The sequence below is a fragment of the Streptomyces sp. NPDC088157 genome (genome assembly GCF_044741545.1).
GTDB lineage: Bacteria > Actinomycetota > Actinomycetes > Streptomycetales > Streptomycetaceae > Streptomyces.
Genome location: NZ_JBIUSU010000002.1, coordinates 34,185 through 46,940, shown reverse-complemented (window position 1 = coordinate 46,940; position 12,756 = coordinate 34,185). Strand labels below are relative to the sequence as shown.

At 72.3% G+C, this 12,756-nt stretch carries 11 protein-coding genes and 1 pseudogene; 7 read left to right on the top strand and 5 right to left on the bottom strand.

Annotation, left to right across the window (positions count from 1 at the left end; all coding sequences use genetic code 11):
- Positions 1-43: 43 nt before the first annotated feature.
- The 3 genes from ddaH to ACIPFH_RS06605 all read right to left on the bottom strand — a co-directional run bounded on the left by ddaH (position 44) and on the right by ACIPFH_RS06605 (position 3,335).
- Positions 44-820, bottom strand: coding sequence for a dimethylargininase (gene ddaH, locus ACIPFH_RS06615; protein WP_356264522.1), 777 nt, complete (start codon positions 818-820; stop codon positions 44-46).
- Positions 821-1,028: 208 nt separating this feature from the next.
- Positions 1,029-2,651: an ABC-F family ATP-binding cassette domain-containing protein gene (locus ACIPFH_RS06610; protein ID WP_401823862.1), complete on the bottom strand. Its 1,623-nt coding sequence runs from the start codon at positions 2,649-2,651 to the stop codon at positions 1,029-1,031.
- Positions 2,652-2,921: 270 nt separating this feature from the next.
- The gene (locus ACIPFH_RS06605) at positions 2,922-3,335 is read right to left on the bottom strand and encodes an SsgA family sporulation/cell division regulator (RefSeq protein WP_356264516.1); all 414 of its coding nucleotides are present in this window, start codon (positions 3,333-3,335) and stop codon (positions 2,922-2,924) included.
- A 225-nt stretch (positions 3,336-3,560) separates the two neighbouring features.
- Between ACIPFH_RS06605 and ACIPFH_RS06600 the strand changes: the two genes are divergently transcribed.
- The 3 genes from ACIPFH_RS06600 to ACIPFH_RS06590 all read left to right on the top strand — a co-directional run bounded on the left by ACIPFH_RS06600 (position 3,561) and on the right by ACIPFH_RS06590 (position 5,806).
- A complete protein-coding gene (locus ACIPFH_RS06600) occupies positions 3,561-4,670 on the top strand; it encodes an oxidoreductase (RefSeq protein ID WP_401823859.1) in 1,110 nt (369 codons plus the stop codon).
- A gap of 49 nt (positions 4,671-4,719) precedes the next feature.
- Complete coding sequence (locus ACIPFH_RS06595) at positions 4,720-5,049, top strand: plasmid stabilization protein (protein ID WP_401823856.1); 330 nt, start codon at positions 4,720-4,722, stop codon at positions 5,047-5,049.
- Positions 5,050-5,110: 61 nt separating this feature from the next.
- Entirely contained in the window at positions 5,111-5,806 is a 696-nt protein-coding gene (locus ACIPFH_RS06590) for an endonuclease V (RefSeq protein ID WP_401823855.1), read from the top strand.
- Here the strand turns inward: ACIPFH_RS06590 and ACIPFH_RS06585 are convergent.
- Positions 5,782-5,970, bottom strand: a complete 189-nt coding sequence (locus tag ACIPFH_RS06585) for a hypothetical protein (RefSeq protein WP_401823852.1) — start codon at positions 5,968-5,970, stop codon at positions 5,782-5,784. The genes ACIPFH_RS06590 and ACIPFH_RS06585 overlap by 25 nt on opposite strands.
- Before the next feature lie 302 nt (positions 5,971-6,272).
- Here ACIPFH_RS06585 and mmpA point away from each other — a divergent pair, with 302 nt between their 5' ends.
- Positions 6,273-6,419 (top strand): morphogenic membrane protein MmpA, encoded by a 147-nt coding sequence (gene mmpA / locus ACIPFH_RS06580; RefSeq protein WP_401823850.1) that lies wholly within the window; start codon positions 6,273-6,275, stop codon positions 6,417-6,419.
- A 40-nt stretch (positions 6,420-6,459) separates the two neighbouring features.
- Here mmpA and ACIPFH_RS06575 read toward each other — a convergent pair whose 3' ends face one another.
- Positions 6,460-7,632, bottom strand: a complete 1,173-nt coding sequence (locus tag ACIPFH_RS06575; RefSeq protein WP_401823848.1) for a saccharopine dehydrogenase family protein — start codon at positions 7,630-7,632, stop codon at positions 6,460-6,462.
- 183 nt (positions 7,633-7,815) lie between these two features.
- Here ACIPFH_RS06575 and ACIPFH_RS06570 point away from each other — a divergent pair.
- The 3 genes and pseudogenes from ACIPFH_RS06570 to ACIPFH_RS06560 all read left to right on the top strand — a co-directional run.
- A pseudogene (locus ACIPFH_RS06570) lies at positions 7,816-8,967 on the top strand (CaiB/BaiF CoA transferase family protein); the annotation flags it as partial.
- 333 nt (positions 8,968-9,300) lie between these two features.
- Positions 9,301-10,515 carry an acetyl-CoA C-acetyltransferase gene (locus tag ACIPFH_RS06565; protein WP_401823846.1) on the top strand — a complete coding sequence of 405 codons (1,215 nt, stop codon included), beginning with the start codon at positions 9,301-9,303 and terminating at the stop codon, positions 10,513-10,515.
- Between the two features lie 41 nt (positions 10,516-10,556).
- Positions 10,557-12,752 (top strand): 3-hydroxyacyl-CoA dehydrogenase NAD-binding domain-containing protein, encoded by a 2,196-nt coding sequence (locus ACIPFH_RS06560; protein WP_356260570.1) that lies wholly within the window; start codon positions 10,557-10,559, stop codon positions 12,750-12,752.
- Positions 12,753-12,756 lie beyond the last annotated feature (4 nt).

Genomic DNA, 12,756 nt, shown 5'->3' with positions numbered 1-12,756 from the left:
GAACCGCAGGTCCCGGCGCCGAAAAGGTGGTCCGATCACCCGGTCAGGCGTACAGCTCACGCAGACGCACCGAGAGGCATGTCACACATCCTTCTAGTTTCTCGAACTCGCCGATGTCGACGACGACGGGCTCGTGACCGAGGTCGGCGAGCAGGTCCGCCGTCTTCGGCGCGGCGGCCGAGATGAGCACCTGCGGGCCGCCGAGCAGGACCACGTGCGAGCCGGCCTCCTCCGGCACCGACAGGAAGCGCGGGAACAGCGACGGCCGGTCCACCTTGGGGATGTGGCCGATCACCGTGCCGTCGGGCAGCGCCGTCACCGCCGACTTCAGGTGCAGCACCTTGCTCACCGGTACGGCCACGACCCGTGCCCCCAGCGGTTCGAAGGCGGCGCGCACCTGCTGGACGCCGGCCGCGTTGGTCCGCCCGCCCCGGCCGACGTAGATCGTGTCGCCGACCTTGAGCACGTCACCGCCGTCCAGTGTGCCCGGCTCCCAGATCCAGTTCACCGAACAGCCCAGACGGGCCACGGCCTCCTCGACCCCGAGGGTCTCGTCGCGCCGGGACTCGGCGCCGGAGCGCGCGATCAGGGCGACGTTCCTGTACATCACCACCGTGTCCTCGACGAACACGGAGTCCGGGCAGTCGTCGGCCGGGTCCACCTCGACGGTCTCCCAGCCGTGGGTGCGCAGGGCCTCGGCGTACGCCTCCCACTGCTCCAGGGCGAGCTCCACGTCGACCTTCTCCCGCTCGACGTGCGTCACCAGGCCTTCGGCGAGGCGCGGGCTGGGGCGGCGGATGAGGGCCTTCTTGCTGGGCACGTCCAGGTCTCCGAATCGGGTGGCGCTGACCGGCGCCTCGGACGCGGCACCGGTCAGCCATCATGCAGGGCGGAACCACCAGGACAAAACCCCCCAGTAACAATGTGCCCCACCTGAGACCGGAAGACGGCCGGCCGCCAGCACCGGAAGACGGCCGGCCGCCAGCACCGGAAGACGGCCGGCCGCCAGCCACCGGCGGCCGACGGCACTAGGCCAGGTCCGCCACCTCCTCCGCCGTCGTCTCCCGCAGCTCTCCGTCCAGCAGCAGCCACCGTGTGATGCCGATGGACTCCAGGAACGGCACGTCGTGACTGGCGACGATCAGGGCGCCCTCGTAGGACTCCAGGGCGGTCGTGAGCTGGCGCACGCTCGCCATGTCGAGGTTGTTGGTCGGCTCGTCCAGCATCAGCAGCTGAGGCGCCGGCTCGGCCAGCATCAGCGCCGCCAGGCTCGCCCGGAAGCGCTCCCCGCCGGACAGTGTGACCGCCTTCTGATCGGCGCGGGCGCCCCGGAACAGGAAGCGGGCGAGCCGGGCCCGGACCCGGTTGTTGGTGGCGCCCGGCGCGAACCCGGCCACGTTCTCGGCGACCGTGAGCTCACCGTCGAGGATGTCGAGGCGCTGCGGCAGGAAACGCAGCGGCACGTGCGCGTGCGCCTCGCCCGCCTCCGGCGCCAACTCCCCGGCGATGGTGCGCAGCAGCGTCGTCTTGCCCGAGCCGTTGCGCCCGACCAGCGCCACCCGCTCGGGACCGCGCAGATCGAGACCGCCGTCCACACGCGCGCCGTGCGCGAGTCGCAGATCCATGAGGGTGAGGACCTCCCGCCCGGGTGGTACGGCTGTGTACGGCAGGTCGACGCGGATCTCGTCGTCGTCCCGTACGGCCTCCACCGCGTCGTCGAGCCGCTCCCTGGCCTCGGCGAGCTTCTCCTCGTGCATGATCCGGTGCTTGCCCGCGGACTCCTGAGCCGAGCGCTTGCGCGCCCCCATGACGATCTTCGGCTCGCGTTTCTGGTCGAACATCTTCTGCCCGTACCGCTTGCGCCGGGCCAGCTTGACCTGGGCGTCGGTCAGTTCGCGTTTCTGCTTGCGCAGGTCGGCCTCCGCGACGCGCACCATGCGCTCGGCGGCGTCCTGCTCGGTGGCCAGGGCCTCCTCGTACGCGGAGAAGTTGCCGCCGTACCAGGTGACCTCGCCGGCCCGCAGGTCGGCGATCTGGTCGACGAGGTCGAGCAGTTCCCGGTCGTGGCTGACCACGACCAGCACGCCGGGCCAGGACGCGACGGCCGCGTACAGCCGCCGCCGGGCGTACAGATCGAGGTTGTTGGTCGGTTCGTCCAGCAGCAGGACGTCCGGCCGGCGCAGCAGCAGCGCGGCCAGCCGCAGGAGGACCGACTCGCCGCCCGACAGCTCGCCGATGGTGCGGTCGAGATCGACGTGGCCGAGCCCGAGCTCGCCGAGGGTGGCCAGGGCGCGCTCCTCGACGTCCCAGCCGTCGCCGACGGTCTCGAAGTGCCGCTCGGACACGTCACCGGCCTCGATGGCGTGCAGCGCGGCCCGTTGTGCGGCGATGCCGAGCACCGCGTCGACCCGCAGCCCGGTGTCGAGAGTGACGCTCTGCGGGAGGTGTCCGACCTCACCGGCCAGACGCACCGTGCCGTCGGAGGGGGAGAGCTCCCCGGAGATCAGCTTCAGCAGGGTCGACTTGCCGGAGCCGTTGACGCCGACGAGGCCGGTCCGGCCGGGGCCGAAGGCGACGTCGAGCCCGTCGAAGACGGGGGTGCCGTCCGGCCAGGAGAAGGCGAGGGAGGTGCAGGTGATGGAGTGAGTCAAAACGGGCCTCGTGGGTGCGTGTGCGGTCAGGGGCGACACGTGTCGAGACACCGGAATGCGGCGACCACCGCGGCAGCGGGGGAGCGCGAAGACATGGAAAGAGCCCTGCTCCGCAAGGACGGCTCGAAGGCCGAGGTCGCACGCGACGCACACACTCCAGAGGTGTGGCGCGGTGTCTCAAGACCTCAGACGAGCAACGTCCTTCTCCTATCGGCGGCAACAGAACCGTTCTACACCGTAGGAGGACCCGGGAAGGCTGTCAACGGATTATCAGGCGTCCCGCATCAGCTCCGCCAGGTCGTGGTCGAGGTCCAGCTGCCGGTACTCCGTGCCGGCGGGCACCAGCTCGTTCGTGGCCAGCAGGAAGCACCGGATCTCCTCCGAGTGGACGTGCACGACGGCGGTGCCCTCGGGCGCGTGGAACTCCAGCACGGTGCGGCCGAACCCGTAGGGCCGCACCCGGACGTCGCCGTGGCCCTCGGCGTCGTGCAGGCCGGCGGCGAGCAGGTCACGGGCGAAGGTCCAGCAGACCTCGACGCCCTCGAGGGTGGCCGGAGCCGGGAAGGTCATGCGGACGGCGAAGGGATCCTGCCGGTCGTAGCGCAGTGTGGCGGGGATGGTCTGCATCCGAGGTGCTGCGGCGACCAGACGTGCCTCTACGGGCTGCTCGATGACGGTGGACAACGCCTTGCTCCCTCGTGACGGCGGGACGATCTTCCGGGCGGTGCGTCCGGACACTGGAAGAGACGCCGGAACCGGCCGATCCGTGCACACCCATTCCTAGTGACCTCGGTCACCGCCTTTCATGCACGGGAGTGACTCACTTCTCCCGGTGTGCCTCCTGAGGGCGGTCGAGGTGATCGCGGGCATCTGGACGGCACCGAAAGCCGTGGGCTAGCTTCGCCCGCCATGAGGCCCTTGGGGAAGACGCGACGCACGGTACGGACAGCACGCACGAGCGGCCGCGTGGCGGCGGCGGCCTGCGGGGCGGCGCTCGCCGTCCTGACCGCCCTGCCCGCCCAGGCGCACACACCGGGGTCCGCGGCGCCGCACTGGGACCTCAAGGACACCGGCACGCCCGCCGTACGGTTCCGGGGCCTCGACGCGGTCGACCGGGACACCGCGTGGGTGGCCGGCACGCAGGGCACCGTCCTGCGCACCACCGACGGCGGCGAGAGCTGGCGGAACGTCTCACCGCCCGGCGCCGCCGACCTCCAGTTCCGGGACATCGAGGCGTTCGACGCACGCCGCGCGGTGGTGCTCGCCATCGGCGAGGGGGAGGCCTCTCGCGTGTACCGCACCGAGGACGGCGGGACGACCTGGACGGAGTCCTTCCGCAACACCGACGCCCACGCCTTCTACGACTGCCTGACCTTCTTCGATCGCCGCCACGGCCTCGCGATGAGCGACCCGGTGGACGGGAAGTTCCGCATCCTGTCGACCGGCGACGGCGGCCGCTCCTGGAAGGTGCTGCCGAACGACGGCATGCCGGCCGCCCTGGCCGGTGAGGCGGGCTTCGCTGCCAGTGGCCAGTGCCTGGTCGCCTCCGGCGCGAAGGACGTCTGGCTGGCCACCGGCGGGGCCGCACGCGCGCGTGTGCTGCACTCGTCGGACCGCGGACTGACCTGGACGGCCACCGACACCCCGGTCCCCGCCGGGGACCCCGCGCGCGGGGTCTTCGCCCTCGCCCTCCGCGACCGCACGCACGGCCTCGCCGTCGGCGGCGACTACCGTGCCGACCAGCCCTCCCCGCGGGCCGCCGCCACGACCGGCGACGCCGGCCGCAGCTGGCGGCCGGCCGCCACACCTCCGCCCGCCTACCGCTCCGGCGTCGCCTGGCTCCCGCGCAGCCGCTCCGCCGCCCTCGCGGTCGGGCCCACCGGAACCGATCTGACCACCGACGCCGGCCGCACCTGGCGCACCCTCGACACGGGCTCCTACGACACCGTGGACTGCACCCCCGACCTCGGCTGCTGGGCCGCCGGCGAACAGGGGCGGGTGGCGCGACTGGAGAGCTGAGCCGTTTTTCGGGGTACCCGGTGGCCACGGACACGGAAGGAGAGCGCACATGCCACGCGGTTCCAGCCCCAAGCGGGAGCGCCAGTACGAGCACATCAAGGAAAGCGCGCAGGACCGGGGGGAGAGCGCCGGCCGCGCGAAGGAGATCGCAGCCCGGACGGTCAACAAGGAACGCGCCCGGTCCGGCGAGTCGGAGACCGCCAGCCGCACCTCGACGCAGGACATGTCGTCCGGCAAGCGGGGCGGTCAGCGGTCCGGGAAGGGCTCCCAGGGGCCCACCTACGACCAGCTCTACGAGGAGGCCAAGCGGCGGGGCGTCAAGGGCCGCTCGGACATGAACAAGAGCCAGCTGCAACGCGCGCTCGGCGACAAGGGCTGACCGCGCCGCTCCGCAACCCGATCGCGGGCCGGTCCCCGGGAGCCGTACGCTCGTCCGCACGATGACGACCGTAGACATTCCCGCGGGCTGGCCCGCGACCGAGGAAGCGGCCCGCGCCGTCCAGGACGAGCTGCGGGCCCGGGTGGTGCTCGGCGAACCGGGGCCACCGCCCGGGAAAGGGCACGTGACGGGCGTCGACGTCGCCTACGACGACGAGCGTGACGTCGTCGCGGCGGCGGCCGTCGTGCTCGACGCGGCGAGCCTCGAAGTCGTCGCCGAGGCCACCGCCGTCGGGCGGATCTCCTTCCCGTACGTGCCCGGCCTGCTCGCCTTCCGCGAGGTCCCCACCGTGCTCGCCGCCCTGGAGGCCCTGTCCCGGCCGCCCGGCCTGGTCGTCTGCGACGGCTACGGACTGGCCCACCCGCGCCGCTTCGGCCTGGCCAGCCACCTCGGGGTCCTCACCGGCCTGCCCACGATCGGCGTGGCCAAGAACCCCTTCACCTTCACGTACGACGATCCGGACGTCCCGCGCGGATCGACTGCCCCGTTGCTGGCGGGCGACGAGGAGGTGGGGCGCGCCCTGCGCACCCGGGCGGGCGTGAAGCCGGTCTTCGTGTCCGTCGGCCACCGCGTCACCCTGGACGACGCCTGCGCCCACACCCTCGCCCTCACCCCGGAGTTCCGCCTCCCGGAAACGACCCGGAGGGCGGACTCACTGTGCCGACGGGCCCTTCAGGAGGCGACCATCCGCCACTGACCGACCTCCTGGTACGCGGAGTCGTGAACCGCCGAGCCGTCCCCGGCTTCCAGGGCGTAGTGCTTCAGGTTGCCGCCCCAGTAGCGCAGGATGCGGCCCAGCTCGCCCACCGGGTCCTGGGCCAACGCGCCCTCGTCGACGGTGACTTCGAGAACGAACTTCATGCCGCTCCCCTCTCGTTCCGGTCAAGTGCGATCAAGTGCTTCCATCGTTTCATTGAAGTCCTTGTTGGCACTTGAGGATCCCCTGCGACTGCTGATCCCTTACGACACCGGGGCAGCGGGGACGGCAAGTCTCAAATCGGGGTGCGGGCGGGGGCCGGGCGCGCCCGTGCCTTTGAGGAAAAGGTCCGCGCACGACCGCCGAGTACGCGGCCCGAGTGCCTCGCCCGAGTGCCCCGCCTGAGTACGTCGTCTGAGTACCCGTACGGATGTGCGTCCCGCCCCTCGCTCGGCAGGCTGGGCCCATGACCACGCACCGTGCTCCCAAGCCCCTCGCCGACCCGAACCGCCCCGTCGAGCGTGCCGTGAACGCCGCGTTGATCCTCGCCGTCCTGGCCGGTCTCGGCTGGATCGTCGGAATGGTCTACACGCTCGCGCAGTGGCCGCTCTGAGGCCGCAGGCGCACGGCGCGCCGGTCCGGCCGGAGGAGGGTCAGCGGCGTGCCGCGACGCGGAAGCGGACACCCGCCCGGGTCAACCGCCCGGTCAGTGTCTCGCCCATCGCCACCGCCGTCGTCACCTGTCCCGCGGTCGGCGGGAGGTCGTCGCAGGCCAGCGCCAGCGCCGCCTCGGCGAACATCTTGGCCGTCTCGTCGTAGCCGGGGTCGCCGCCCGCGACCTCGGTGCACACCCGCCGGCCGCCTCCCTCGCCGACGAACCGCACCGAGAACCAGCTCCGTGCCCGCTTCTCGGCGCTCGGCCCCTCCCCGGGGCTGAGCCGGTCCGACAGCCAGCGCCGCGCGGGCGGCAGCTGGGCCGCGGCGACGAGCGCCCCGACCGCCGCGACCCCGCCCACGGCGACGGGCAGCCGCCGTACGGCCGCGTAGTGCCGGTAGCGGAAGTCGGGCCCGTAGCGCGGCAACGCCCGCGCCGACCGCAGCACGATCTGCGGGTCGATGGTCGGCAGCGGCAGCGCCCAGGCGCCGACCTCGGGGGCGAACCGGGGCGCGCCCACCGGAGCGGCGGCCCGACGGCCCATCAGGCGAGGTTCGTGCCGCCCACGCTCCCTGGCCGCGGACATCATCCGGCGGCCGCGTGCGAACTGGCCCAGCGCGGAGGCGAAGGTGCCGCCCGAGAAGGTGGCGTCGGCGGTCACGAAGCCGTCCACGCTCAGGGGCACGCCCTCGGGAAGCTGCCGGACGGTGAAGTACACGCCCAGGTCGTGCGGGACGGAGTCGAAGCCGCACGCGTGGATCAGCCGCGCACCCGTCTCGCGCGCGCGTGCGTCGTGCCGGACGTACATCAGGTCCACGAACTCCGGCTCCCCGGTGAGGTCGAGGTAGTCGGCGCCGGTGTCCGCGCAGGCCGCCACGAGCCCCTCGCCGTAGGACACATAGGGGCCCACCGTCGTGGCCACCACGCGCGCGTGCTCCGCGAGGACGCGCAGGGACGCCGGGTCCGCGACGTCGGCCCGCAGCACGCCGACGTCCACGCCGAGCCGCTCGCGCAGCTGCTCCAGCTTCTCCTCGCTCCGGCCGGCGATCGCCCAGCGCAGCTCGCCGGGCGCGTGGGCGGCGAGGTACTCCGCGGTGAGCGTTCCCACGAAGCCGGTGGCCCCGAAGAGCACGATGTCGTACGGACGGTCCGACCTTTTCAGCCTGCTCATGACACCCCTTCGTCGTGCAGCCCGCGCCGCTGTCGGTGGCTGAGGCTAGCGTGAGCAGTGCGGAGGCCGACGGCAGGTGCCCCTAAAGTGTCTAAGCGCTTGCTCGCTCACCTCTTGTGTCCACTGGAACACGTTCTTAGCATCACTGGTGTTACATCGGTTGTGTCACAGCAAGGGGGCTGGATGACAACGGGACGGACGACCGGGCACGGCCCGCTGGCGGGCGTGCGCGTGGTGGAACTCGCCGGGATCGGCCCCGGCCCCTTCGCGGGCATGATGCTGGCCGACCTCGGCGCCGACGTCGTCCGCGTGGACCGCCCCGGCGGGGCCGCTCTCGCCATCGATGCCGCCCATGACGTCACCAACCGCAACAAGCGCTCGGTCGTCGTCGACCTCAAGGCACCGGACGGCCCCGCGCGCGTGCTCGACCTCGCCGCCCGCGCCGACGTGCTCATCGAGGGCAACCGGCCGGGCGTCGCCGAGCGCCTCGGTGTCGGCCCCGAGGACTGCCACGCCCGCAACCCCCGGCTGGTCTACGGCCGGATGACCGGCTGGGGCCAGGACGGCCCGCTCGCCGGCCGCGCCGGTCACGACGTCTCCTACATCGCGGTCACCGGCGCACTCGGCATGATCGGCACCCCGGACCGGCCCCCGCCCGCCCCCGCCAACCTGCTGGGCGACTACGCGGGCGGCTCCCTCTACCTCGTCGTGGGCGTCCTCGCGGCCCTGCACCACGCGCGCGTGAGCGGCACGGGCCAGGTCGTGGACGCGGCCATCGTCGACGGCACCGCGCATCTCTCCGCGATGATCCACGGCATGCTCTCCGCCGGCGCCTGGCACGACCGGCGCGCCGCCAACCTGCTCGACGGCGGCTGCCCGTACTACGGCACCTACGAGACGGCCGACGGCGGATACATGGCCGTCGGCGCCCTGGAGCCCCGGTTCTACGACGCGTTCGTGGACCTCCTCGGCCTCGTGGACGTCCGCGAGGCCCGCACGGACTGGACACGCTGGGGAGAACTGCGCGAGGCCGTCGCCGCCCGCTTCAAGTCCCGCACCCGGGACGAATGGACCGTCGTGTTCGAGGGCTCCGACGCGTGTGTGGCGCCCGTGCTGTCGCTGCGCGAGGCCCCGCACCACCCGCATCTCGCCGCCCGCGGCACCTTCACCGACCATGGCGGCATCACCCAGCCGGCCCCCGCTCCCCGTTTCTCCGCGACGCCCACGGCCGTCCGTACCGGTCCGGCGCGACTCGGCGCCGACACGCGCGAGGTGGCCCGTGACTGGAACATACCGGGGCTCCTGACGGACCTGTCGCAGACGCCTGCGGAGCCCCCGCAGGAGACCCTCGCGCAGGCTGGTGCGCGCCCTCCCGCCGACACCCCCGTGAAGGCCGCTGCGGAGCCTCCCGCCAAGACCGCGGCAAAGGACCCCGCGGAGCCCGCCGCGCGGGCCGCTGCGGCACCTCCCGAGACCGTCCCGAGGGCACCTGCGGAGACCCCCGTGGAGGGCCCTGCGGAGACCCCCGCGAAGGCCCCTGCGGAGACCCCCGTGGAGGGCCCCGCGCAGACCCCCGTCAGGACCACCGTGAAGATCCCTGTGAAGGACTTCCCGCTCCAGGGCGACTGACCCCGCCCGGCTCGGCCCACCCTCCCGAAAGGCTTACCAGTGAGCACCGAAGCGTACGTGTACGACGCGATCCGCACCCCGCGCGGGCGCGGCAAGGCGAACGGCGGCCTGCACGGCACGAAGCCCATCGATCTCGTCGTCGGCCTCATCCACGAACTGCGCAGCCGCTTCCCCGGCCTCGACCCGGCCGCGATCGACGACATCGTTCTCGGTGTGGTCGGCCCCGTGGGTGACCAGGGCTCCGACATCGCGCGCATCGCCGCGATCGCGGCCGGCCTGCCGGACACGGTCGCGGGCGTGCAGGAGAACCGCTTCTGTGCCTCGGGCCTGGAAGCCGTCAACCTGGCCGCCATGAAGGTCCGCTCGGGCTGGGAGGACCTCGTCCTGGCGGGCGGGGTGGAGTCGATGTCCCGGGTGCCGATGGCCTCGGACGGCGGTGCCTGGTTCAACGACCCGATGACCAACCTGGCCGTCAACTTCGTGCCGCAGGGCATCGGCGCCGACCTCATCGCCACCATCGAGGGCTTCTCCCGGCGCGACGTCGACGAGTACGCGGCCCTGTCGCAGGAGCGCGCGGCGACGGCCTGGAAGGAGGGTCGCTTCGACCGCTCCGTGGTTCCGGTGAAGGACCGCAGCGGCCTCGTCGTCCTCGACCACGACGAGCACCCGCGCCCCGGCACCACCGCAGACTCGCTCGGCAAGCTGAAGCCGTCCTTCGCCGACATCGGCGAACTGGGCGGCTTCGACGCGGTGGCGCTCCAGAAGTACCACTGGGTGGAGAAGATCGATCACGTCCACCACGCGGGCAACTCCTCCGGCATCGTCGACGGCGCCTCCCTGGTCGCGATCGGCTCCAAGGAGGTCGGCGAGCGCCACGGGCTCACCCCGCGCGCGCGGATCGTCTCCGCCGCGGTCTCCGGCTCCGAGCCGACGATCATGCTCACCGGCCCCGCGCCCGCCACCCGCAAGGCCCTCGCCAAGGCCGGCCTGACCATCGACGACATCGACCTTGTCGAGATCAACGAGGCGTTCGCGGCGGTCGTCCTGCGCTTCGTCAAGGACATGGGCCTGTCCCTGGACAAGGTCAACGTCAACGGCGGCGCGATCGCCCTCGGTCACCCGCTCGGCGCCACCGGCGCGATGATTCTCGGCTCGCTCGTCGACGAACTGGAGCGCCAGGACAAGCGCTACGGCCTCGCGACCCTCTGCGTCGGCGGCGGCATGGGCATCGCCACCATCGTCGAGCGCGTCTGACCACCCCAGCGGAACTCAGAGACTTCTACGGAGACCCCGTCATGACACAGAGCACGACCATCCGCTGGGAACAGGACCGCACCGGCCTCGTCACCCTCGTCCTAGACGACCCCGACCAGTCCGCGAACACCATGAACGCGGCCTTCCGCGCCTCGCTCGCCGCCGTCGCCGACCGCCTGGAGGCCGAGAAGGACTCCGTCCGGGGCATCATCCTCACCTCCGCCAAGAAGACGTTCTTCGCCGGCGGGGACCTGCGCGACCTCATCCGCGTCACTCCCCGAACGGCCCAGGAGCTGCTGGACGGCGGACTGGAGATCAAGCGCAACCTCCGCCGCATCGAGACCCTCGGCAAGCCCGTCGTCGCCGCCCTGAACGGCGCGGCCCTCGGCGGCGGGTACGAGCTCGCCCTCGCCTGTCACCACCGGGTCGCCCTGGACGCGCCCGGCTCGAAGATCGGCTGCCCCGAGGTCACCCTCGGCCTGCTTCCCGGCGGCGGCGGTGTCGTACGCACGGTCCGGCTGCTGGGCATCACCGACGCCCTCCTCAAGGTCCTCCTCAAGGGCACCCAGTACAGCCCGCGGCGGGCCCTGGAGAACGGCCTGGTCGACGAGGTCGCCACCTCGCCCGACGACCTGCTCGCCAAGGCCCGTGCCTTCATCGACGCCAACCCCGAGTCGCAGCAGCCCTGGGACAGGCCGGGTTACCGCATCCCGGGCGGCACCCCGTCGAACCCCCGGTTCGCCGCCAACCTGCCCGCGTTCCCGGCCAGCCTGCGCAAGGAGACCAACGGCGCCCCCTACCCGGCTCCGCGGAACATCCTCGCCGCGGCCGTCGAGGGCGCCCAGGTCGACTTCGAGACCGCGCAGGTCATCGAGGCCCGCTACTTCGTCGAGCTGGCCGCCGGACAGACGTCGAAGAACATGATCCAGGCGTTCTTCTTCGACCTCCAGGCCGTCAACTCCGGCGTCAGCCGCCCCAAGGGCGTCGCACCCCGCCAGGTCCGCAAGGTGGCCGTCCTGGGCGCCGGGATGATGGGCGCGGGCATCGCCTACTCGTGCGCCCGCGCGGGCATCGACGTCGTCCTGAAGGACGTCTCTCTGGAGGCGGCGCTCAAGGGCAGGGCCTACTCCGAGAAGCTGTGTGCCAAGGCCGTCTCCCGGGGCCGTACGACGCAGGAGAAGGCGGACGCGCTGCTCGCCCGGATCACGCCCACCGCCGACCCCCAGGACCTGGCCGGCTGCGACGCCGTGATCGAGGCCGTCTTCGAGGACACCGCCCTCAAGCACAAGGTGTTCCAGGAGATCGAGCAGGTCGTCGCCCCCGACGCCCTCCTGTGCTCGAACACCTCCACCCTGCCGATCACGGCTCTCGCCGAGGGCGTCGAGCGCCAGGACGACTTCATCGGGCTGCACTTCTTCTCGCCCGTGGACAAGATGCCGCTCGTCGAGATCATCAAGGGCGAGCGCACCGGCGAGGAGGCGCTCGCGCGCGCCTTCGACCTGGTCCGGCAGATCAAGAAGACACCGATCGTCGTCAACGACTCGCGCGGCTTCTTCACCTCACGGGTGATCGGCCACTTCATCAACGAGGGCGTCGCCATGGTCGGCGAGGGCATCGAGCCCGCGTCCGTGGAACAGGCGGCGGCCCAGGCGGGCTACCCGGCCCGGGTCCTGTCCCTCGTGGACGAACTGACGCTCACGCTCCCGCGCAAGATCCGGGGCGAGTCGAAGCGGGCCGTGGAGGAGGCGGGCGGCACCTGGCCCGGCCACCCCGCCGAGGCCGTCATCGACCGCATGGTCGACGAGTTCGGCCGCACCGGCCGCAGCGGAGGAGCGGGCTTCTACGAGTACGGAGAGGACGGCAGGCGGGCCGGGCTGTGGCCGGGCCTGCGCGAGCACTTCACGCGCGCGGGCGCCGAGATCCCCTTCAGGGACATGCAGGAGCGCATGCTCTTCGCCGAGGCCCTCGACACCGTCAAGCTCCTCGAAGAGGGCGTCCTGACCTCCGTCGCGGACGCCAACGTCGGCTCCCTCTTCGGCATCGGCTTCCCCGGCTGGACCGGCGGCGTCCTGCAGTACATCAACGGCTACGAGGGCGACGCCGAGGTGGGCACCGGACTCCCCGGATTCGTGGCACGCGCGCGTCAGCTCGCCGAGCGCTACGGCGACCGCTTCACCCCGCCCGCGCTGCTGGTGGAGAAGGCGGAGACGGGGGAGACCTTCACGGACGGCCGCTGAGCCG